General features: G+C 62.9%; 14 protein-coding genes. 4 read left to right on the top strand and 10 right to left on the bottom strand.

The window, feature by feature from the left end:
• Positions 1–2 precede the first annotated feature (2 nt).
• Genes glgB through B5525_RS02840 form a run of 3 tightly spaced genes read right to left on the bottom strand, consistent with a single transcriptional unit; the run spans position 3 to position 7,414 of the window.
• Positions 3–2,150: a 1,4-alpha-glucan branching protein GlgB gene (gene glgB / locus B5525_RS02850; protein WP_079564560.1), complete on the bottom strand. Its 2,148-nt coding sequence runs from the start codon at positions 2,148–2,150 to the stop codon at positions 3–5.
• Positions 2,147–5,449 (bottom strand): maltose alpha-D-glucosyltransferase, encoded by a 3,303-nt coding sequence (gene treS / locus B5525_RS02845; RefSeq protein ID WP_079564559.1) that lies wholly within the window; start codon positions 5,447–5,449, stop codon positions 2,147–2,149. Before treS ends, glgB begins: the two co-directional genes overlap by 4 nt.
• A 9-nt stretch (positions 5,450–5,458) precedes the next feature.
• Complete coding sequence (locus tag B5525_RS02840) at positions 5,459–7,414, bottom strand: alpha-1,4-glucan--maltose-1-phosphate maltosyltransferase (protein ID WP_079564558.1); 1,956 nt, start codon at positions 7,412–7,414, stop codon at positions 5,459–5,461.
• 200 nt (positions 7,415–7,614) lie between these two features.
• On the opposite strand from B5525_RS02840, the gene malQ reads away from it, so the two are divergent.
• The 3 genes from malQ (at position 7,615) to B5525_RS02825 (ending at position 12,508) form a co-directional block, all read left to right on the top strand.
• Entirely contained in the window at positions 7,615–9,567 is a 1,953-nt protein-coding gene (gene malQ / locus B5525_RS02835; RefSeq protein ID WP_079564557.1) for a 4-alpha-glucanotransferase, read from the top strand.
• A 30-nt stretch (positions 9,568–9,597) separates the two neighbouring features.
• Positions 9,598–11,400: a glycoside hydrolase family 15 protein gene (locus tag B5525_RS02830; protein ID WP_079564556.1), complete on the top strand. Its 1,803-nt coding sequence runs from the start codon at positions 9,598–9,600 to the stop codon at positions 11,398–11,400.
• Positions 11,401–11,506: 106 nt separating this feature from the next.
• The gene (locus tag B5525_RS02825) at positions 11,507–12,508 is read left to right on the top strand and encodes a L,D-transpeptidase family protein (RefSeq protein WP_079564555.1); all 1,002 of its coding nucleotides are present in this window, start codon (positions 11,507–11,509) and stop codon (positions 12,506–12,508) included.
• A gap of 160 nt (positions 12,509–12,668) precedes the next feature.
• Here B5525_RS02825 and B5525_RS02820 read toward each other — a convergent pair whose 3' ends face one another.
• The 7 genes from B5525_RS02820 to B5525_RS02790 form a co-directional block, all read right to left on the bottom strand.
• Complete coding sequence (locus B5525_RS02820; protein ID WP_079564554.1) at positions 12,669–13,493, bottom strand: Cof-type HAD-IIB family hydrolase; 825 nt, start codon at positions 13,491–13,493, stop codon at positions 12,669–12,671.
• A complete protein-coding gene (locus B5525_RS02815) occupies positions 13,490–14,008 on the bottom strand; it encodes a gluconokinase (RefSeq protein ID WP_079572857.1) in 519 nt (172 codons plus the stop codon). The genes B5525_RS02820 and B5525_RS02815 overlap by 4 nt, the downstream gene beginning before the upstream one ends.
• Before the next feature lie 31 nt (positions 14,009–14,039).
• Positions 14,040–14,786 (bottom strand): 6-phosphogluconolactonase, encoded by a 747-nt coding sequence (gene pgl / locus B5525_RS02810; RefSeq protein ID WP_079564553.1) that lies wholly within the window; start codon positions 14,784–14,786, stop codon positions 14,040–14,042.
• 5 nt (positions 14,787–14,791) lie between these two features.
• Positions 14,792–16,321, bottom strand: a complete 1,530-nt coding sequence (zwf, locus tag B5525_RS02805; protein WP_244567815.1) for a glucose-6-phosphate dehydrogenase — start codon at positions 16,319–16,321, stop codon at positions 14,792–14,794.
• Complete coding sequence (gene gnd / locus B5525_RS02800; protein ID WP_079564552.1) at positions 16,318–17,355, bottom strand: phosphogluconate dehydrogenase (NAD(+)-dependent, decarboxylating); 1,038 nt, start codon at positions 17,353–17,355, stop codon at positions 16,318–16,320. The genes zwf and gnd overlap by 4 nt, the downstream gene beginning before the upstream one ends.
• A gap of 90 nt (positions 17,356–17,445) precedes the next feature.
• Entirely contained in the window at positions 17,446–20,292 is a 2,847-nt protein-coding gene (locus tag B5525_RS02795) for a bifunctional transaldolase/phosoglucose isomerase (RefSeq protein WP_079572853.1), read from the bottom strand.
• A gap of 226 nt (positions 20,293–20,518) precedes the next feature.
• Positions 20,519–21,475, bottom strand: coding sequence for a helix-turn-helix domain-containing protein (locus tag B5525_RS02790; RefSeq protein WP_079564551.1), 957 nt, complete (start codon positions 21,473–21,475; stop codon positions 20,519–20,521).
• A gap of 295 nt (positions 21,476–21,770) precedes the next feature.
• Here B5525_RS02790 and B5525_RS02785 point away from each other — a divergent pair, with 295 nt between their 5' ends.
• Positions 21,771–22,784, top strand: a complete 1,014-nt coding sequence (locus B5525_RS02785; RefSeq protein ID WP_079572851.1) for a carbon-nitrogen hydrolase family protein — start codon at positions 21,771–21,773, stop codon at positions 22,782–22,784.
• Positions 22,785–22,789 lie beyond the last annotated feature (5 nt).

Below are 22,789 nucleotides of genomic sequence, written 5' to 3'. Positions count from 1 at the left end.
CGTCAGCTTTCCGGCACGAGGAAAATCGCGGCCAGCGGCGGTATGGTGAGATTGAGTGCGGGCACCAGGCCCTCCAGCGTATGGACCTCGCCGACGTTCCCGACATTGCTGCCGCCGTAATGCGAGGAGTCCGAATTGAGAACCTCGTGCCACTTTCCGGCGAATGGCACGCGGACGCGATAATTATAATATACATTTGGCGAAAAATTCACGACCACGAGGCATCGCGCGCGCGCCTCGTTTCCCTTGCGGATCCAGGCGAATACATTGCCATTGGCGTCGTCGGTGACGACCCATTCGAAGCCCGCTGGATCGCAATCGAGTTCATGCAGCGCCGGCAGCGCGCGATAGAGCCGGTTGAGGTCGCGGATCAGGGATTGGACACCGGCGTGCTTGCTCTGGTCGAGCAGGTGCCAGTCCAGCGAGCGATCATGGCTCCATTCGCGCTCTTGCGCGAATTCGCAGCCCATGAACATCAGCTTCTTGCCGGGATGGCCGAACATGAAGCTGTAATAGGCGCGCAAATTCGCAAAACGCTGCCAGTCGTCACCCGGCATCCGTCCCAGGATCGAACGCTTGCCGTGGACGACCTCGTCGTGCGACAGCGGCAGGATGAAATTCTCCGAGAACGCGTAGTGCAGGCCGAACAGGATGTCGCCGTGCTGGAATTTGCGGTAGATCGGATCCTTGCTGATGTAGTTCAGCGTGTCGTGCATCCAGCCCATATTCCACTTGTAGCCGAAGCCGAGGCCGCCATATTCGACCGGGCGCGACACTTGCGGCCAGGCGGTGGATTCTTCCGCTGCCGTGGTGGCCTGCGGAAAGCGAGCATATACTTCGGTGTTGAAGCGACGCAGGAAGTCGATGGCTTCGAGATTTTCGCGGCCGCCATATTTGTTCGGGATCCAGCCACCGGCGGGGCGGCTGTAGTCGAGATAGAGCATGGAGGCGACCGCATCGACGCGCAGGCCGTCGATGGCGTAGCGCTCCAGCCAGAACAGCGCGTTCGACACCAGGAAATTCACCACTTCGGTGCGGCCGTAATTGTAGATCAGCGTGCCCCAATCGAGATGGCGACCCTGCAGCGGGTTGGCGTGCTCGTACAGCGCGGTGCCATCGAAATTACCGAGGCCGTGGGGGTCGTCGGGGAAATGCCCGGGCACCCAGTCCAGCAGTACGCCGAGGCCCTCGCGGTGGCAGGCGTCGACCAGAGCCGAAAAGTCCGAAGGCGTGCCGAACCGGCTGGTCGGCGCGTACAGGCCGGTCGGCTGATAGCCCCATGAGCCGTCGAAAGGATGCTCATTGATCGGAAGGAATTCGATGTGGGTGAAGCCGAGATCCCGGGCGTAACGCGGCAGCTGCTCGGCGAGATCGCGGTAGGTCAGCCACTGGTTGCTGCCCTTGCGCCGCCACGAACCCAGATGCACCTCGTAGATCGACATCGGTGAACCCAGCGCATTGATGCGCTCGGGCGCCGCCTGCGGATGCGGCAGCTTCGTCTCGTCGAATACGATGGAAGCCGTGCTCGGGCGCATTTCGGCGGCGAATGCCATCGGATCGGACTTCAGCGGCAGATGCTGGCCCTGCGGACCGATGATATCGAACTTGTAGTGATCCCCCGCGGTGGCATGGGGCACGAACAGCTCCCAATAGCCGACGCCACGCACCCGCATCGGGTGCCGGCGCGGATTCCAGTAGTTGAAATCGCCGACCACGCTGACCCGCCGCGCATTCGGCGCGAACACCACGAAGGCGACGCCATCGACGCCTTCGAGCGTCATCGGGTGCGCGCCAAGCCTGTCGTAGAGCCGCTGGTGGGTGCCTTCGCCGAGCAGATAGAGATCGAAGTCCGTCAGGATGGGCGGAAAGCGGTAGGGGTCGTCGAGTTCGACCACAGTGTCGCCGAAGCGGGCGCGCAACTGGTAGCGCTTGGAGCCGTTCGGCATAGCGCCTGCGAACAGGCCGGCATCGTGAATGCGCGCAAGCTCGGCCGATTCGCCGTGCTCGCCGATCGCCTCGACCCTGGACGCTTCGGGAAGGAACGCGCGTACCACGGTCCTGTCGCCTTCGGTATGAAGGCCGAGATAGTGAAAAGGATCGGAGTGGCGGCCTTCTACGATCGCATAGGCTTCGGCGGACAGTTTGGTCATGCAGCCTCGTTGGTATTTGCAGACAGGATTCGGATCGCGCCGGTCAGCGGCACGCGCAGCCAATCCGGCCGGTAGGCCAGCTCGTATTCGATCTCGTAAAAGGCCTTTTCAAGCAGGAAGAAGTTCAGCAGCTTCTCCGCGGCGATCGGATCGGCCGGCCACAGCCGTGCATTGGTCATGGTGTCGCCATAGGCGGCGAGGAACGCCATCGTGGCACGATCGCGCCATTCGCCGAGCGCCGCGCCAAGCTTGCCCTGTTCGTCGGGCGCGACCTTCAGCGCGCGCTCCAGTGCGGCCGTGGCGGAATAATCGATCGAACGGATCAGGCCGGCGACATCGCGCGCCGCGGGTGCCTTGCGGCGCCGCTCGTCGTGCGGCCGGCGTGGCTCGCCCTCGAAATCGATGATGAAGATATCGTCCTTGACGATCAGCAACTGTCCGAGATGGAAGTCGCCATGGTGGCGGATCTTCAGGCCGTCGATGCCGGGCGGAAGCAGGGCGTTCAGGCGGTCGCGCAGGGTGTCGCGCTGCGTCAGCAGCCGATCGACCAGCGGGCGATCGGCCTCCTTGATGGCGTCGCGCCGCTGCTTGAGCGCCTCGAAGACGCGCTCGGCGCGAACGATCACATCTTCGATCCAGCGCTGCACGTCCTCGCCGTTCGTCGGCTCGGGCGCAAAATCGGCAAATTCATCGCTGCCGGCCAGGGCGAGATGCATCTCCGCGACGCGCCTTCCGGTCTGCGACATGTAGCGCAGGTAGGGCGTCTGCTCCTCGCTCGCGACTGCATGTTCGCTCGAGGCAAGCAGACGCTGTTCGTCGACGAAACGATCGAGATAGGCGGAGGCCACGGTCCAGCCGTCGCCCTGGTTCTCGACAAAGGCATGAACGATGGCGATGGCGCTTTTCTGGTTGCCCTCGACCAGCTCGACGCTGCCGAGCAGCGCCGGCGTATTGGCAAAGCCTGCCACCTCGGTCAGGAAGCGGCCCATCTCGATCTCCGGATTGATGCCGGCCTCGAGCTTGCGATAGACCTTGACGACATACTGGCTGTCTACCAGCGCGGTCGAATTGGACTGCTCGGTCTCGACCGCGCGGACGTGTTCGGGCGGTTTGATCGGGTTGTCGGAGAGCCGGCTGGTCGGCCGGAATTCGAGGCGCAGGTCGTTTTCCTCGACGGTGAGGTTTTCCCGCAGATTGCGCAGCAGCAGCGCGATGAAGATATGGTCGGTCGCGACGTCCAGCAGCGTGCCTTCCCGCGCGCCCTGGCGCACGGCGGCAAAGGCGCGCGGGTTGTAGCGCTCGCGGTCGAAGCGCACCCATTCGATCTGCATCGGCAAGACGTAACGCTGGGTCACGCCGCGCTGGGTCGCCTCGAAGAAGGCAAGCCAGGGCCGGTTGTCGCCGATATCGCAGAATGGAATGGCTGAGGTCAGAACCGGTTGAATCGCCTTCGGCGAACGCTCCGGATACCAGCGGGTTCGCGCCAGGAATCCGGGCAACACGTCCCTCTCGAACACGCTGCGGGTGCGGGCGAGCGATACCCAGGTCGCACCCAACGGCACCACCAGCGTCTCGAATTCCGGAACCACCGAGGGAGCGATGTGCTCGGACTTGTCGCGCTCCTTGAGCTGGAACCAGTAGAAGCCGTACGGCGCCAGTGTGATCATGTAGGGCAATTCGCCGATCGCCGGGAAAAGCGTGCGGCCGAGCATTTCCAGCGGGATCCGGTCTTTCCAGGCGGAAAGATCGAGTTCAGTGGCCTGCGCCGACCGCGACAGATTGGCGACGCAGAGGATCACTTCGTCCTGATATTGCCTGACATAGGCCAGCACCGAGCGATTGACCGGGCGGATGAACGTCATGGTGCCGCGGCCGAACGCCAAGGTCGATTTGCGCACCGCAATCAGCCGCTTGGTGGCGCTCAACAGCGACGACAGGCTGCGCGACTGCGCCTCGACATTGACCGCCTCGTAGCCGTAGACCGGATCCATGATGGTCGGCGCGTACAGCCGCGCCGGGTCGGCGCGGGAGAAGCCGCCATTGCGGTCCGGCGTCCATTGCATCGGAGTGCGCACGCCGTTGCGGTCGCCGAGATAGATGTTGTCGCCCATGCCGATTTCGTCGCCGTAATAGATGATCGGCGTGCCCGGAAACGACAGCAGCAGCGAATTCATCAGCTCGATCTTGCGCCGGTCGTTGTCCATCAAGGGCGCGAGCCGCCGGCGAATGCCGACATTGATGCGGGCGCGGGGATCGTTGGCGTAGGTCGACCACAGATAATCGCGTTCGACGTCGGTGACCATTTCCAGCGTCAGTTCGTCGTGGTTGCGCAGGAACAACGCCCACTGGCAATTGGCCGGGATATCCGGGGTCTGGCGCAGGATATCGGTGATCGGGAAGCGGTCTTCCTGGGCGATCGCCATGTAGATCCGCGGCATCAGCGGGAAATGATAGGCCATCTGGCATTCATCGCCCTTGCCGAAATATTCCTGCACGTCCTCCGGCCATTGATTGGCTTCCGCCAGCAGCACCTTGCCCTTGGCGTAGGCATCGAGCTCGGCGCGCAGCTTCCTGATGATGGTATGGGTCTCGGGCAGGTTCTCGTTGTTGGTGCCGTCGCGTTCACACAGATAGGGGATGGCGTCGAGACGGAAGCCGTCGACACCGGTATCGAGCCAGCGCTTCATGACTTTCGTGATCGCGCCGACCACGCGCGGATTGTCGAAGTTGAGGTCCGGCTGGTGCGAGAAGAAGCGGTGCCAGTAGAACTGGCCGGCTTCCGGATCCCAGGTCCAGTTCGACTTCTCGGTGTCGGTGAAGATGATCCGGGTGCCCAGATATTTCTGGTCGGTATCGCTCCAGACGTACCAGTTGCGCGCGCTCGATTTGGAATCGCTGCGGCGGGCGCGCTTGAACCAGTCGTGCTGGTCGGAGGTGTGATTGACGACGAGTTCGGTGATGACCCGCAGGCCGCGCCGCTTGGCCTCGACGATGAAGCGCTTGAAATCCTTCATGGTGCCGAAATCGGGATTGATCGCGCCGTAGTCGGCGATGTCGTAGCCGTCGTCGCGGCCGGGCGAGGGATAGAACGGCAACAGCCACAGCGCGGTAACGCCGAGCTCCTGCAGATAGCCGAGCTTCTCGGTCAGCCCGGCGAAGTCGCCGATGCCGTCATTGTTGCTGTCGGCAAAGGCTTTGACGTGCAGCTGATAGATGATGGCATCCTTGTACCAGAGCTCGTCGTTGTCGAGCGAGGTGACGGGCAGCTCGGTTTCGTCGATGGATGACAAGACGTTCATGGCGGCCCCCTACGCGAGGCAGCGAAACAGCAGCGCGGGGTCGCGCGCCGGATCGATCCGCAGCCGAATGCCGCCCCAGTCCAGGGGATGACGTTCGCCGGTCATGATATTCTCGACGGCGCCGACGTGGCGCCGGTCGCCGGCCATGCCGACCTGGATATCGCCGAGCGCAAGCCAGAATTCATGCACGTCGCCCGACAGCGCGATCGCGACCACGACGCTGTTGGTCTGGTTGATCGATTCCTTGACGAAGGCGATCACATTGCCGTCGTCGACGGGGATGAAGCGCAATTGGCTGGTCTGCAGCAGCGCCGTGTTCTCGCGGCGGGCGCGGTTGAGATCGCGAATATAGGGTTTGATATTGTCCGGCCTGTCCCAGTCCCGCACCTTGATCTCGTATTTTTCGGAATCGAGATATTCCTCGCGGCCCGGAATCGGTTCGTGTTCCAGGAGTTCGAAGCCGTTGTAGATGCCGTAGCTCGAGGACAGCGTCGCGGCCAGCGCGACCCGCGATTTGAACATCCAGCTCTCGCCGCCCTGCAGATGATAGGGCAGGATGTCGGGCGTATTGACGAAGAAATTCGGGCGATAGTAGTCGCGCTCCGGATAGGACGTCAGCTCGATCAGATATTGCTCGAGCTCCCATTTCTGGGTGCGCCAGGTGAAGTAGGTGTAGGACTGGGTGAAGCCGAGCTTGGCGAGCCCCTTCATCAGTTTGGGGCGGGTGAAGGCTTCGGCGAGGAAGATCACGTCGGGGTGCAGAAGCTGGATGTCGTGGATCAGCCATTCCCAGAACCGGAACGGCTTGGTGTGGGGATTGTCGACGCGGAAAATCCTCACGCCCTGGTCGATCCAGAAACGCACGACGTCGCGCAGCGCATCCCACAGCGCGCCGGCATCAGGGGAGGAAAAATCCGGGTTGACGATGTCCTCATATTTCTTGGGCGGATTTTCCGCGTAGCGCATCGAGCCATCCGGCCGTCGCCTGAACCATTGCGGATGCTCCTTGAGCCAGGGATGGTCGGGCGAGCATTGCACGGCGAAGTCGAGCGCGACCTCCATGTCGTGCTGTTTGCAGGCCGCGACGAAGTCGCGGAAGTCCTGCAGCGTGCCGAGTTCCGGATGCACGGCGTCATGGCCGCCTTCGGCCGAGCCGATGGCGTAGGGACTGCCGGGATCGCCCTCGGCCGCGGTCACCGCATTGTTGCGGCCCTTGCGGTTGGTGTGGCCGATCGGATGGATCGGCGTCAGATAGATCACGTCGAAACCCATCGCGGCGATATCGGGCAGGCGGTCGATGCTGTCCCCGAAGGTGCCGTGCTGGCCGGGAATCTTCCCCTGGCTGCGCGGCACCATCTCGTACCAGGCGCCATTACGTGCCCGCGGCCGGTCCGCGACAAACGGATAAAGCGGCGATCGCGTCAGATCGGGCCGCAACTGGCTCGCTGCCATGGCGTCCTTTAATTCTTCGGTCAAAAGCGGCGCAACCTCGCCGCTCTGCAGGAAATCCTCGCATTGCCGCAGGATGATGGCGGCCGCGGCGTGGCCGCCGGACTGCGCCTTGGTCAGCATGCCCGCACCCTCGAGCGCATCCAGCGTCAGGTCGGCGCCGGCCTTCTGCTTCAGCTCGAAGCCGTGCCGCCAGGTCGCGAACTCGTCGGTCCAGGCCTCGATCGCATAGACGTAGCGGCCCGGCGCATCCGGCACGAACGACCCGATCCAGCGGTCGTTGTCTTGAGCAGTCATCGGCTCGCGGCGCCATTCACGATCGCTCTCGCGGCGCCAGGCCAGCGCCGCGGCAACCACATCGTGTCCGTCGCGATAGATATCAGCCCAGACCTCGACCCGCTCACCGACGATCCGCTTCACCGGAAAGCGGCCGCCGTCGATCAGCGGATAAATATCCTCGATATGGAAAGCGCCGCCGGTCGCGGCGCTCTCGACAGTTTGAGTTGTTTTGTTCACGGTGATGCCATTGACATGGAAACGACGTCCCGTTTCGATTGCGGGAAAGGAGACGCTCCGAACCTATATAGAAAGCCGCTGGCCGGGCATTGGTTCCCGGGGAACGCCGTGGCGACTTTGCAGTTAAACACGGCTATCCTATTCCTGCATCTAGAGAATTTCGCGACGGCTCGCGCTGTTGCGTGCAAACCGCGTGCCGAATGGACCTTTTCACCAAAGCCAAAGACCTCGGAATTCAGCCCGATTTTATCGACGCTCTCGGTAACCACCGCGTGACGAGCGAGACTGCGCTGAAAATCATTATCGATGCCCTGCCGGTTCGAACGCCGACCCGCTTTCTGGACGAGGCGGTGGTGATCCGGTCCGGCCGTCCGGCGCGGAGCGAATTCAAACAGGCTGCCAAATTACCGCTGCGCTGGAAAATCGAGGCGGATCTTAAGGTTATCGCGCAAGGGGAAGCCCACGAGCCCGTCGTCGCCTGGCCGCCGGATCTGCCGGAAGGCAATTACCGGCTGCAGCTGACCGATGCCTCCTCCTTCACCGAAGAAGCCCCGCTGATCGTCGCGCCGGCAAAAGCCTTCAGCGGCGATTTCGACCGCTGCTGGCTGCTGGCCGTCCAGCTCTACGGCATCAAATCGGCGCGCAATTGGGGAATCGGCGACTTTACCGACCTCGAAGGGCTGATCGAACTCGCGCGACATTTGGGCGCGGACGGCGTCGGCCTCAATCCGCTGCACGCGCTGTTCGACGACCGCCCCGCCGATTGCAGCCCCTATTCGCCGAATAGCCGGCTGTTCTTGAACGCACTTTATATCGACGTCGAAAAGCTGCCGGGGTTTCAGCGTGCGTTCGAGCGCAAGGACATGCTTGCCCGGCTGCGAGCGAGCGATACCGTCGACTATGCGGCGGTCGCCGAGCAGAAATGGCGCGCGCTGCGCTTCGCTTTCGATTCCTTTAAGGTTAACCCTGAAGGTGAGCGCCGGCAGGATTTCGAGAGGTTTCGCGCCGAGCGCGCGCCGCTGTTGTCGCGCTTCGCCTGTTTCGAGGTGCTCCGGCGCAAATTCAACAGACCCTGGTGGGAATGGCCGGAGGAGTGGCGGCAACCCGATGAGGCCAGCTGCGCCCGGCTGCGTCAGGGCGCCGACAGAGATGAGATCGAATTCGTCGAGTTCGTGCAGTGGATTGCCGACCGGCAGCTCGCGGCGTGCCAGGCGCTGGCGAAATCGCAGGGCATGAAGGTCGGCCTCTATCTCGATGTCGCGGTCGGCGTGCAGTCCAACGGTTTCGATGCCTGGAACGAGCAGACTGCGATCTCCCGCCGTCTCGCCGTCGGCGCGCCGCCGGATGCGCTCAACACCGCCGGCCAGGACTGGGGGCTCGCCGGCTTCAATGCCGCGGGTCTCGAGATCAAGTCGTTCGAACCGTACCGGGAGATGCTGCAGGCCTCGATGCGGCACGCCGGTGCGATCCGGCTCGATCACGTGCTCGGCCTGAAGCGGCTCTATCTGGTGCCGCAGGGTTTTGCGCCCGACAGCGGCGCCTATGTGCGGATGCCGTTCGAGGCGCTGTTGGCGGCGACCGCGCAGGAAAGCGTGGCGCATCGCTGCGTGGTGATCGGCGAGGACCTCGGCACCGTACCGGAAGGCTTTCGCGAAGAGATGGCCGACTGGGGCATCTGGTCGTATCAGGTGATGATGTTCGAGCGCGACAACCATGGCCGGTTTCGCGGCATCGACCATTACAAGCCCAATGCGCTGGTCACCTTCAACACCCATGATCTGTCGACCTATGCCGGCTGGCGCTCGTTCAGCGACCTCAAGCTGAAGCGCTCGCTCGGGATCGATCCCGGCGAAAGCGACGAGGCGCGCTGGCATGCGCTGACGATGCTGAGCGACGCGCTGCGTCACCACGCCATCGACGGCCATGATCTCTATGCGGTGGCAGGCTTCCTGGCGCGGACCAAATCCCGCCTGCTGGCGATCTCGCTGGAGGATCTGCTCGGCGTGATCGACCAGCCCAATATTCCCGGCACCGTCAATGAACATCCGAACTGGCGGCGGCGGTTGCCGCTGGCGCTCGACGAGATCGCGGCGGCAATCGACGTTGCCGCGCTCGAGCGAGCCACCGCGGCGCGGATGCACGCCGCGGTCTGACGCACCATCACATCAGCGGGTGACAATACCTTGTCCAGCCGAATCGAAGACTATGGATTAATCGGCGATTGCGAGACCGCGGCTTTGGTCGGCCGCGACGGCTCGATCGACTGGCTGTGCTGGCCGGCGTTCGATTCCGACGCCTGTTTTGCCGGGCTGCTCGGCACCCACCGGAACGGCCGATGGCTGATGGCGCCGGCGGAAGAGGTGACAAAAACCTCCCGCCGCTACTGGGACGATACGCTGATCCTGGAGACGCGGTTTGAGACCGCCAATGGCGCCGTCGCGCTGATCGATTTCATGCCGCCACGCGGCAGTGCTTCCGACGTGGTCCGGCTGGTGCGCGGCGTCAGCGGGCGGGTCAGGATCATGATGCAGCTCGTGATCCGTTTCGGATTCGGCATCGACATCCCCTGGGTCAAGCGCACCGAGGACGGCGCGCTGCTGGCGATCTGTGGGCAGGACATGACCGTGCTGCGCACGCCGGTCGAGACCCGTGGCGAAGATTTGACCACGGTGGCTGATTTTTGGGTCGGCGAAGGTGAAACCATCCCGTTCGTGCTCACTTACGGCCCCTCGCATCTGCCGGTGCCAAAGCCCATCAATCCCGCCGACGCGCTGCAGGCAACCGAGGATTTCTGGACCGAGTGGTGCAGCCATTGCACCTATGCAGGCGAGCACCGCGACCTCGTGATGCGTTCGCTGATCACGCTGAAGGCGCTGACCTATGGGCCGACCGGCGGCATCGTCGCGGCGCCCACGACGTCGCTGCCGGAAAAACTCGGGGGGAAGCGCAACTGGGACTACCGCTTCTGCTGGCTGCGCGACGCCACCTTCACGCTGCTGGCGCTGATGAACTCCGGCTATACCGAGGAAGCGTCCGCCTGGCACAATTGGCTGCTGCGCGCCGCTGCGGGTTCGCCCGCCAATATGCAGATCATGTATGGCATCATGGGCGAGCGGAGGCTTTTGGAATGGGAGGCGGGCTGGCTGCCCGGCTATGAGGGCGCGCAGCCGGTCCGGATCGGTAACGCCGCGCACGCCCAGCTTCAGCTCGATGTCTACGGCGAACTGATGGACGCCTTTCACCAGTCGCGCGTGGCCAAGCTGAAACTCGATGACGGCACCTGGGATCTCGAACGTGCGGTGGTGCAGCACCTGGCGGAAGTCTGGAATCACCCGGATCACGGCATCTGGGAGCGCCGCGGCGACGGCAAGCATTATGTTTCGTCGAAAGTGATGACATGGGTCGCATTCGACCGCGCCATCAAGAGCGTCGAACAATTCGGTTTTGATGCGCCGGTCGAGCGCTGGCGGGTCCTGCGGGACGAAATCTGCCGCGATGTCTGCGAGAAGGGTTTTGACGCCAGGCAGAACACGTTCGTGGAATCCTATGGCTCGCAACTGCTCGATGCCAGCATCCTCATGCTGCCCGCGGTCGGCTTTCTGCCGGCCTCGGACCCGCGGGTGCTTGGCACCATTGCGGCGATCGAACAGCACATGATGCGCGACGGATTCGTGCTGCGTCACGATCCACGCGAGATCAGCGACGAGGTACAGCCGATCGAAGGTGCGTTCCTCGCCTGCAGCCTCTGGCTCGCCGACGCCTATGTGCTGGCCGGCGAGCTCGACAAGGCGCAGGCGCTGTTCGACCGCGTGGTGAGTGTGGCCAACGATCTCGGGCTATTGGCGGAGGAATATGATTCCGGATTGGCGCGTCAAACTGGAAATTTCCCGCAGGCGCTGACGCACATCGCCCTGATCAACACCGCGCACAACCTGAGTGACGCGAGAAAGTCGGCGGAGAAGCCGGCGATGCAAAGGTCGAAATAAGAAGTCAACCAGGCCGAACCGAAATCGTCCTCGTCTCTCTTTGGCGCGCGAGGAACTTGCCAGCCCGAAATTTGTTGTTGTGGGAGATTTTATCGGAGGTCAGCGGATGATCTGCCGATTGTTCTCCACGATCTTTTTGGCATGGCTAGCCTTTCCAGCGATGGCGGCTGGAATCGACGCGGCGAAGATCAACGACGCGCAATATTCCGCAAAGCCTTCCGGCAAAGACAAGGTCGATGCGGCGATCGTAAAGGCCGAGGTACTTCTGGACCGGGCTGTTTTCTCACCCGGAGAGATCGACGGCAAGCTGGGCGAAAACGCGCAAAAGGCCCTGAAAGCCTTTGCCGAAGCCAGAGGGCTGGCATCCGACAAGCCGCTTACGCCCGAGATCTGGGCAGCGCTCACCGGGACCAGCAATGACCCCGTCATTGCCGAATACACGATTTCGGAAAATGACGTGAGGGGTCCCTTTTTGAAAAGACTTCCGGCAAAGATGGAGGCGATGAAGGGCCTCGAGGCGCTTAGTTACACAAGCCCGCGCGAGGCCATCGCCGAGAAGTTTCACATGAGTGAGGGGCTGTTGGCCGCCTTGAACCTCGGCAAGAAATTTGACCGCGCCGGCCAGACCATCCTCGTCGCCAACGTGCTCAACAAACCTGCCAGAAAATTGCCCATCGCGCGGATCGAAGTCGACAAGTCGCGCCAGACCGTCAAGGCGTTCGATTCATCCGATGCGTTGCTCGCCTTCTTTCCGGCGACCGTCGGCAGCGAGGACAAGCCCAGCCCGAGCGGCAGCTTCAAGGTCATTTCCGTCGATGCCAACCCGAACTACCGCTACAATCCGGACTACCAGTTCAAGGGCGTAAAATCCAAAAAGCCGTTCACGATCAAGCCCGGGCCTAATAATCCGGTGGGATTATACTGGATCGGGCTGGGCGCGGAGGGAATTGGCATCCATGGCACACCCAATCCGTCCAAGGTCAGCAAAGCCGAGTCCCATGGTTGCGTCCGGCTGACAAATTGGGACGCGACCGCGCTCGGCACCAACGTTAAAAAGGGCACGCCGGTGGTGTTCATTGATCAGGCGCAAGCCGGTCAAAAGAGCTGAGCAGACGCTGGCAGTGCGGCCCTCGTAATGGTAGGTGGGAATATTCGTCATGGCCGGGCTTTTCCCGGCCACCCACGTCTTTGTCGCCGCAACGTGGATGCCCGGGACAAGCCCGGGCATGACGACTTTCTGTGGGATGATTGCGCCCTAATACGAGCCATCAACGGTCGGCTCCACTCCCTTCATTCTCCTTCAAAATCATCTCCATCGCCGCCGCAAACCCCTCGTCCTCGTTCGAGGCTGTGACATGCGTCGCCTGCTGCTTGACGTCATCCGTCGCGTTGCCCATCGCGAAGGACAGGCCGCTCTTCCTAAACATCGCGAGATCGTTCTGCATGTCGCCGATGGTGGCGACCCGATCGGTCGGGATACCCAGACGCTTCGCCATCGCCTCCACGAAGGTGCCCTTGTCGTGGCCCGGCGGGGTGACGTCGAGGTAATAGCTTTGCGACCGCACGGCGGTCGCCCGCGCGTCGAGGGCTTGCTGCATCGCCAGCTCACAGCGTTGCAGCAGCGCCGGATCGGCGCTGGAGCCGACGATCTTGCACGCTGACGCGAGATAGGGCGAAAAATCCGCAACCACGGTCGGATCAGCGCGAATCGCGCGCTTTTCATGCGGGACGTATTCGCCGTCGCCGTTGCGGGTGAGCCACTTCTCGTTGGTGAACAGCCAGATATCGACACCGAATTCGTTGAGCACTTCGATGCTGCGTTCGACCGTCGAAGGCGGGATCAGATGTTCCTCGATCGGCGTCAGATCGGGCGCAACGATCGAGCTTCCGTTGAAGGCGCCGACCGGAAGCGTGATCGCCAGCGGCTCGATCAGGAAGCGCATGCCGATGGTCGGGCGGCTCGAGGTGATGGTGAAGCCGATGCCGGCCTGGTGCAGCCGGCGCACCGCGTCCTGAGCACGATCGGTCAGGGTTTTGTCCTTTGTCACCAGCGTACCGTCGACATCGGAGACAACGAGGGCGATGCGGGTCATGCGCGGTTCCTGCGGGCCACGCCGCTGTCGAGGGCACCAAGCTTGAGCTGGCGGATGATGTCGTCGACAACAGCGTCGACGGAAGCGTCGATCGAGACGGTCGCGGGATTTTCGCTCGCATCGGGCGGCTCCAGCGTCTCGAACTGGCTTTCCAGCAGTCCCGGCGGCATGAAATGGCCTTTGCGCTGCGCAAGGCGGTTCGCGATCAATTCCTGCGTGCCATCGAGGAAGATGATGCGGACGTCGCGTCGTCCATGCACCAGCACGTCGCGATAGGCCCGCTTCAGCGCCGAGCAGGCGATCACGGCGTGCCGGCCCGCCAGGCATATCCGGTCGATTTCGTCGGCAATCGCCATCAGCCAGGGCCAACGGTCGTTGTCGGTGAGCGGCTGGCCGGCGCTCATCTTGGCGACGTTGCTGGCGGGATGAAACTTGTCGCCGTCCTCGTAGCTCCAGGCCAGGCGTTCGGCTAATCGTTCCCCGATCGTGCTTTTGCCGGAGCCGGACACGCCCATCACGATCAGCGCGCAGGGGATCTTGTCCGTTTTACCCTCCACTAAAATTCTCCGGAAGCGCGGCCTGGTCCACGAGCCAGATGGTCTCGCGCGTGGAGCGCGCCTGATTCGCGGGCAGGGTCTCGCCTGCGAGCACTCGCGTCAAGATCGCACGCTTTTCGGAGCCGGCCACCTCGAACAGCATTTCCCGGCAGGAGCCAAGCGCCGGCAGGGTGAGCGTCACCCGGGGCACGAAGGGTTCGACATGCGCCTTTGGGACGCCGACCACCCAGCGCTCGGTCTCGGCGATGGACGGGTAGAGCGGGAAAAGCGAGGCGGTATGGCCGTCGGGCCCCACGCCCATCAGCACGATATCGAACAGGGGCCTGTTGGGATCGAGGCGATCGGCGCCGTAAAACGACTGCAGGATGCGTTCGTAGCGGCGCGCGGCCTCATCCGGATTGACGGTGTCGGTGGGGATCGGATGAATGTTGGCCGCGGGCGCGCAAGCGTCCAGAAACGCCCGCCGCGCCATGCTCATGTTGTTGAGCGGATCGTCCGATCTGACAAAGCGTTCGTCGCCGATGAACCAGTGCACGCGATCCCAGGGGATTTGGGTCCGCCAGGGGTCGGTCGCGAGCAACTGGTAGAGTTGTTTCGGGCTTGAGCCCCCGGTCAGGCAAATCGCCGCTCGCTCGCTATGGCCGGCGATCCTGGCCAGCAGGCGCTCCGCGGCGGCTTTCGCAAGCGCAGCCGAATCGGGAACCGCGATGACCTGACGATGACCGCTCGCAACCATCCGATTTAACTCAGCTTGCGCCAGGTACGGCCGTCGCGCTTGAGCAGTTCTTCGGCGCCAGTGGGACCTTCGCTGCCGGCCTTGTATTTCTCGAGGCCTTTGGCGCCGGCCTTTTTCCAGGCGTCAAGGAACGGCTGCACCGCTTTCCAGCCGGCTTCCACGCTGTCGGCGCGCTGGAACAGGATGTTGTCACCGATCATGCAGTCATAGATCAGCGTTTCATAGCCGGTAGCGGGTTCGGCCTTGAAGTAATCCTTGTAGCGGAACTTCATCTCGACGCCGCTGAGGGTGATCGTCGGTCCCGGAATCTTGGTGTTGAACTGCAGCGCGATGCCCTCGGTCGGCTCGACGCCGATCATCATGTAATTCTCGGCCAGCGCGTCGACCGAGGTGCAGTTGAACATCGCGAAGGGCGCCTGCTTGAACTTGATCGCCACTTCGGTGCGCTTGATGCCCAGCGCCTTGCCGGTACGCAGGTAGAAGGGCACGCCGGCCCAGCGCCAATTGTCGATGGTCAGCTTCAGCGCCGCGTAGGTCTCGGTGGTGCTGTCAGGCCCGACATCCTCGGTTCTGGTGTAATCCTCGATCTCGGTGTCGCCGATCCTGCCGCCCAGATACTGGCCGCGCACGGAGTTACGTAGCGCCTCCGTCTCGCTCTGGGTCTGGATTGCCGCCAGCACGTCAGCCTTTTCCGAACGTACCGAATGCGCGTCGAAGCGGATCGGCGGCTCCATCGCGACCAGCGACAGCAGTTGGAACAGATGGTTCGGCACCATGTCGCGCAGGGCGCCGGTGGCGTCGTAGAAGCTGCCGCGGTGGCCGACGCCGAGCTTCTCGTCGACGGTGATCTGTACGTGGTCGATATGATTGCGATTCCAGATCGGCTCGAACATGCCGTTGGCGAAGCGCAGCACCAGGATGTTCTGCACCGTCTCCTTGCCGAGATAGTGATCGATCCGGTAGATCTGGTGCTCGGTGACGATTTGCAGCAATTCGTCGTTCAAGGCCTTGGCCGAGGCCAGATCAGTCCCGAACGGTTTTTCGACCACCAGCCGCCGCCACGCGCCGTTGGCCTCTTTCAGCATGCCGGTGCGGCCGAGCTGGCGGCTGATCGGGGCGAACGCGGTCGGTGGCGTCGCCAGATAGAACAGCCGGTTGCCGCCGGTTGAGCGATTGGTTTCCAGTTTTTCCAGCCGCTCCCGCATCGCGTCGAACGAGGTCGGATCCGCCGGATCGGCCTCGATGCTGGTGACGCATTCCAGCAGTCGCCTGGCGACCTTGTCGTCCACCGGGCGGGTGGCGTACTGCCGCAGCCCTTTCATCAGGCTGTCGCGCAGATCGTCGTTCGACGTGCCCTTGCGGGCGACGCCGACCACGCAGAACTTGTCGGGCAATAACCCGGTAGCTTCGAGATTGTAGAGCGACGGCATCACCAGGCGGTGCGTCAGGTCGCCGGTAGCGCCGAAGATCACGAAGGAGCAGGGATCGGGCTTCTTCTGGTTTGTCAGGTGGGTCTGGGGGAGAGCGTCTGTCACGAGCGGCCGGCCTTTGGTTTGACGATTTCGGGCGCGTTTTGCCGCGCCGGGTCGGGATGCTGCTGCGGCTCCTTGTGGCCGCCGAAGCCATCGCGCATTGCCGAGAGAATTTTTTCGGCGAAGGTATGTTCCTTGCGCGAACGGAAGCGGGCGAACAGAGCCGCGGTCAGGACCTCGGCCGGCACCGCCTCGTCGATCGCGGCATTGACGGTCCAGCGGCCCTCGCCGGAATCCTCGACGAACCCTGAATAATTATCCAGCGTGTCGTTCCTGGCGAGTGCGGACGCCGTCAGATCGAGCAGCCACGACGGGATCACGCTGCCGCGCCGCCACACCTCGGCGATATCGGCAATATCCAAATCGAAGCGATGCTCGGCGGGTAGCGCCGCGATACCGGCGTTCTTCAAAATGTCAAAACCTTCGGCATAGGCCTGCATCAGGCCGTATTCGATGCCGTTGTGAACCATCTTGACGAAGTGCCCGGCGCCGATCGGGCCGGCGTGGATGTAACCCTGCTCGATGCGGGGATCGCGTCCATCGCGCCCGGCGGTGCGCGGGATATCGCCGATCCCCGGCGCCAGCGCGGCGAAAATCGGATCGAGCCGGTCGACCACGGCCTTGTCGCCGCCGATCATCATGCAATAGCCGCGGTCGATACCCCAGACGCCGCCCGAGGTGCCGACGTCGATGTAGTGGATGCCGCGCTCCTTCAGCGCCTTGCCGCGGCGGACGTCGTCCTGCCAGAACGTGTTGCCGCCGTCGATGATGACGTCGCCGGGCTCCATCAGCTTGGCCAGCGCATCAATGGTCGCTTCGGTGATCTTGCCGGCCGGGAGCATCACCCAGGCGGTGCGCGGTTTTGTCAATTTCTTGACGAAATCTTCGAGCGCGCCGGTGCCGACCGCGCCGTCGGCCGCGATCGCCGCCACCGCCTTGGCGTCCTTGTCGTAAACGATGGTCGTGTGTCCGTGCTTCATCAGCCGGCGGACGATGTTGCCGCCCATCCGTCCCAAGCCGATCATGCCGAGCTGCATTTTTGTGACGTCCTTTTATGTGAGCATGACCTTATCCGAAAACCGGTTCCCACTTTGCGCTAACGCGGCCCTTCGGGTCGGGATCATGCTCTAGTTCAACGCTTCCATGATGGCCGTATCGAGCATCTTCAAGCCCGCTTCGAGATCGCCCTTCAGATGCACGCGCAGCGCGCGCCGGCCGCGCTCGGTCAGCACGTCGAAATCGCCGCGCGCCTGCGCCGCCTTGATCACGCCGAAACTGGCCTTCTGGCCGGGCACGGCGAGATCTTTTGTCTCGTCGGCGGTGATCTGCAGGAACACGCCGCTGTCGGGGCCGCCCTTGTAGGCTTGTCCGGTGGAATGCAGGAAGCGCGGGCCGAATTCGGCGCAGGTGGCGACATGGCGCTTGTCACGCACCGCAAGCCGCATGTGCTGGAGCGCGTCGATATGCGCGCCATCGCGTTCGATATAGGCGAGCAGGGCCAGATAGTCGTCGGTCCCGCAGCGGGAAAGATGCGCCTTGATCCACGAGCCGAGATCGCCATTGGCGCCGGCCTGCCACAGGGCGGCGGCATTTTTCGCGTCGGTATAGAGATCGGCCTCGTCTGAGGACATCACCGGCTCTTCCGCCGGCAGCTTGCCGGATTTCTCGAACGCGGCGGTCAATTCGCGGGTCTTGATCTTGGCGGCCTCGACATCGGGCTGATTGAATGGGTTGATGCCGAGCACCGCGCCGGCGACCGCGGTCGCCATCTCGAACCGGAAAAATTCCTGGCCGATATGATCGACCGATTTCATCACGATGCGCACCACGGGATGACCGGCTTTTTCCAGCGCGGCCAGTCTGTCGTCATGCGCGGCGTCGTCCTCGCCTTCGGTCCGGATATCGATGAAGAACCGGTCGTGGCCATAGACCGAGGGATCGGCCAGCGGCTCGCCGTCGATCGGAATCAGGCCCTTGCCTTCCTTGCCGGTGGATTCCGCAATCAGCTGTTCGGCCCAGGCGCCGAAATCGGCGATCTTCTTCGACGACAGGATGGTCACCTTGTCACGGCCGTCGAGGCCGGCGAGCCCGATGGCGAGCCCAAGCTGCACGCCGGGATTTTCATGCGGCGGCACGTCCGGTCCGCAGGAACGGACCATCGAAAGCGTGTGCCTGATCAAGGTGCGCACATCGATGCCGGCGGTCGCGGCCGGCACCAGCCCGAACGGCGACAGCACGGAATAGCGTCCGCCGATGGTGGGATCGCCGTGGAAAATCCGGGCAAAGCCCTGCTTGGTCGCGACCTTCTCCAGCGAGGAGCCGGGATCGGTCACCGCGATGAAGCGATGTCCGGCCTTCTCCGCGCCGATCGTCTCGGAGACGCGGGCGAAGAAATAATCCTTCATCACGTTCGGCTCGGTGGTGCCGCCGGATTTGCTGGAGACGATGAAGACGGTGTTGGCGAGATTGATCTTGGCTTGAAGGCTGCGGACCTGCGCCGGATCGGTGGAGTCGAGCACATGCAGTTTCGGAAAGCCCGGCTGCCTGGCATAGGTCTCGGCCAGCACTTCGGGTCCGAGGCTCGATCCGCCCATGCCCAGCACCACCGCGTCGCTGAAGTTTTGTCCCTTCACCCGATGCGCGTAATCCTCGTAGTCGGCGATGTCGGCTGCCGCAGGGCTGTTCAGCCAGCCTAGCCATTTGTTCTCGTCGGTGCCGGTCCAGACTGACTTGTCGTGCTGCCAGAGCCGGCGAATGGTCGCCGAGGCGCGCCACTCCTCGGTCGCCGTCCTGACCGCCTTGTCGATCTCGCCGCCGAGCGCGAGCGCCTGCCGGTCGAGGCCGGCGCCGAGCACGGTGGCGCGCTTGTGCGCGACCGCGCCGTAGAGCTTGTCGGCGGCGTCGGCGAATAGCTTGACGCCGTCTCTGACCAGTTCCTCGGTGATCGCATCGAGCGAGATGCCGGACTTTTCGAGCTCGGCGAGGATGTGTTTGGCGTCCTCGATATCCTCCTCGAGGCTATCGCGCGGCGTGCCATGGTCGCGGAAGGCGTCAAGCGTTGCTGGCGGCACGGTGTTGACCGTATTGGGACCGATCAGCTCCTCGACATAGAGCACATCGCTATAGTCCTTGTTCTTGGTGCCGGTCGAAGCCCACAGCAGCCGCTGCGGTTTTGCGCCCTTGGCCGCAAGCTTCTCCCAGCGCGGCCCGGAAAACAGCTTTTTGTATTCCTGATAGGCGAGCTTTGCATTCGCGATCGCGATCTTGCCCTTCAGCGCGGCGAGGCGCTCCTTCTCGCTGGGGTCGTTGGCGCGCGCGATCTTTTCGTCGAGCTGCTTGTCGACCGCGCTGTCGATGCGGCTGACGAAGAAGCTGGCAACGCTGGCGACATGGGACGGATCCCCGCCGCCCTTGACGTATTTTTCCAGGCCGGCGAGATAGGCCTTGGCCACTGCGATATAGACATCTTGCGAGAACAGCAGCGTGATGTTGATGCTGATGCCTTCGCCGATCAAATGCTCGATCGCGGGCAGGCCTTCCGGCGTCGCCGGCACCTTCACCATCAGGTTCTTGCGGTGAACCTCCTTCCACAGCCGCTCGGCCTCGGCGATGGTGCCTTTGGTGTCCATCGCCAGATAGGGCGAGACTTCCAGACTGACAAAACCGTCGTCACCCCTGAGGTGGTCATAGACCGGGCGCAACACGTCGGCTGCGTGCTGGATGTCTTCGACCGCGACGTGCTCGAACAGCTCGGCCACGGTGCGGTCGCCCTTTTTCAGGGCGCTGCCGATCGCGCCGTCATATTCGTCGGAACTGCCGATCGCTTTCTCGAAAATCGACGGATTCGAGGTGACGCCCTTGACGCCGTCGGTATCGATCAATTTTTGCAGATCACCCTTGGCGATAAAGCCGCGGGCCAGGAAATCCAGCCAGATCGCCTGGCCGTGGTTTTCGAGCGCTTTGACGGGATTCATGATGGCCTTGTTCTGTTCGGGCTGGTCCCCTTCGGGTTCCCGCACCTTCCGGCGGGAAGCCGAACGTTGTCAACCAGCCCTTATAGAGGGTGCCGACGACGGAAATATGCGCGTCCCCCGGGGGTAACGCCATTCACAACATATCGATCCATCGGGAATCGGCCATTCGGTGTTGATTCCCGGCAGGAATTTCTCAAACGAACGACGAAGCGCCGCCCTTATGGCGTCAGATGAAGGTATCCTTGCGACTGCTGGCGCGATAGTCGCGCGGCGAAATGCCGAACCTGTCCTTGAACGATCTGCTGAAGTGCGACGGATCGTTGAATCCCCATGCAAAGGCGATCTCGGTGATATGCCGGTGGGCGAGCGCGGGATCGGCAAGATGATTTCGGCATGCCTCAAGCCGGTGCGCCAACACGTACCTGCCGAACGATTCGTTCTCCGATTCGAGCAAGGCATTGACGTATCGCGGCGAAATGCCCATGGCCGCCGCGGTTTCGGTCAGGCACAGCCGTGGATCCGGCAAACGGCCACGAATATAGGCTTTCAGCCGATAGAGCAGGGCTGACCTGTAGGTCGACGACCGGTGCGCCTCCACCGTCTGGCCAAGCGCGATGGCGACCAGGTCGAGTGCCTGGCCGGACAGCCGTTCGGCCGCGGGCGTTTCGACTACTTCGATAATCTGCGACAGGCCGGCAATGAAATCCGAGGCGAGGCGGTGGAGCGGACGGTCGGAGGAGAATGTCACTGCCGTCAGATCGTCCACCCGTCCCAGGCGTTCCAGCGCGAGTTTGCGGGGAACCTGGAGAATGGTCTGGGAGAAGTCCGTATCGAAGGAAAGTTCATAAGGCCGCGTGGTGTCGTAAAGTGCGAACTCGCCAGGCCTGATCAGCGCTTCGCGACCATCCTGGATGACGCCTCCGACGCCGGTGGCCCCAAAGGCGAACAGCACGTAGTCCTCTTTCGCTCGCGCAATTCGCGATGGTGTTCGGAAAACTCTCTGTCTCGAGGATTCGACTCGTGTCAGTGACAATCCGCCGAAATTTGTTTGCGCTACCGAGCCGCGAAAATCCTCGAGGTCCGATTTGCAATCAAGCCCAACGAAGACATCGCAAACGATATCCTGCCACACCGCGAGGCGGCGACGCGCCGGTTCCGAAGCGGTGTCGTATCGAACGGTCACGGAAGAATCCTCCTGCCGATCAGAACGATGTCATTCTTGTCGCGGCGCGCAAGCAAAAGCCGGCTGATTTGCGCCAGTGGGTCCGCCGCCCACCGGGCAAAATACAAGAGGAAGCTTAGGGCGCACGCGTTCCCCAGACAAGATGCGTCCCAAGGTTCCGAGCCCTTTTGCTTCCTTGTCGGTCAAGTCTTTCTTCCGCCTCGATCAAGCAGGCTTTTCCGGCACCGGTAGATTGAACGATTGCAACGGGCGGATGACCGCTCTGGCTTGGCTGATGCAGCGGAGGGCAAAATCCATGGGTGTTCAACATCCCAAGTACAAGGTGGCGGTGGTCCAGGCCGCGCCGGTGTGGCTCGATCTCGACGCAACGGTCGACAAAACCATCGGCCTGATCAAAGAAGCGGCGAACGCTGGCGCGAAGTTAATCGCCTTCCCCGAAGCGTTTATCCCGGGATACCCGTGGTACATCTGGATGGGAGCGCCGGCCTGGGCGATCGGGCGCGGCTTCGTCCAACGCTATTTCGACAATTCGCTTTCCTACGACAGTGCGCAGGCCGAGAAGTTGCGCGATGCGGTTCGCAGCGCCGGCATTACCGCCGTTCTCGGCCTGTCTGAGCGGAGCGGTGGCAGCCTTTACCTCGCTCAATGGCTGATCGGACCCGACGGCGAGACCATTGCCAAGCGCCGCAAGCTGCGTCCGACCCATGCCGAGCGAACGGTGTTCGGGGATGGCGACGGCAGCGATCTCGCGGTTCATGCGCGTCCCGATATCGGCCGGCTGGGCGCACTTTGCTGCTGGGAGCATCTCCAGCCGCTGTCGAAATACGCCATGTATGCTCAGGACGAGCAGGTGCATGTCGCGGCCTGGCCGAGTTTCTCGCTGTACGACCCGTTTGCACACGCGCTGGGCGCGGAAGTCAACAATGCCGCCAGCAAGGTGTATGCGGTCGAGGGCTCCTGTTTTGTCCTGGGCCCTTGCGCAACCGTGTCGCAGGCGATGATCGATGAAATCTGCGACACGCCCGACAAGAACCAGCTCCTTCATGCCGGCGGCGGCCACGCCGTCATTTACGGTCCCGACGGCTCATCGCTTGCCGAGAAACTTCCCCAGGATCAGGAGGGCCTGCTCTGCGCTGACATCGATCTTGGCATGATTGGCGTCGCCAAGAACGCGGCCGATCCCGCCGGGCACTATTCAAGGCCCGATGTCACGCGGCTCCTGTTCAACAACAAGCCGTCCAGACGGGTGGAGCATTTCTCACTGCCGATCGACACCGAGGCAGTCGTCGAGGTCGCAGCTGCCAAATAATGCCG

Origin of the sequence: Bradyrhizobium erythrophlei, assembly GCF_900129505.1 — a bacterium.
GTDB classification, from domain to species: Bacteria; Pseudomonadota; Alphaproteobacteria; order Rhizobiales; family Xanthobacteraceae; genus Bradyrhizobium; species Bradyrhizobium erythrophlei_D.
Note: the sequence above shows the minus strand (reverse complement) of the source record. Positions and strands in the feature narration are given on the sequence as shown.

Coding starts and splice junctions, on each gene's coding strand:
- B5525_RS02785 (WP_079572851.1), top strand. CDS start 21,771: ATGGGTGTTCAACATCCCAAGTACAAGGTGGCGGTGGTCCAGGCCGCG.
- B5525_RS02795 (WP_079572853.1), bottom strand. CDS start 20,292: ATGAATCCCGTCAAAGCGCTCGAAAACCACGGCCAGGCGATCTGGCTG.
- treS (WP_079564559.1), bottom strand. CDS start 5,449: ATGAACGTCTTGTCATCCATCGACGAAACCGAGCTGCCCGTCACCTCG.
- B5525_RS02815 (WP_079572857.1), bottom strand. CDS start 14,008: ATGGGCGTGTCCGGCTCCGGCAAAAGCACGATCGGGGAACGATTAGCC.
- B5525_RS02825 (WP_079564555.1), top strand. CDS start 11,507: ATGATCTGCCGATTGTTCTCCACGATCTTTTTGGCATGGCTAGCCTTT.
- malQ (WP_079564557.1), top strand. CDS start 7,615: ATGGACCTTTTCACCAAAGCCAAAGACCTCGGAATTCAGCCCGATTTT.
- glgB (WP_079564560.1), bottom strand. CDS start 2,150: ATGACCAAACTGTCCGCCGAAGCCTATGCGATCGTAGAAGGCCGCCAC.
- B5525_RS02820 (WP_079564554.1), bottom strand. CDS start 13,493: ATGACCCGCATCGCCCTCGTTGTCTCCGATGTCGACGGTACGCTGGTG.
- gnd (WP_079564552.1), bottom strand. CDS start 17,355: ATGCAGCTCGGCATGATCGGCTTGGGACGGATGGGCGGCAACATCGTC.
- pgl (WP_079564553.1), bottom strand. CDS start 14,786: ATGGTTGCGAGCGGTCATCGTCAGGTCATCGCGGTTCCCGATTCGGCT.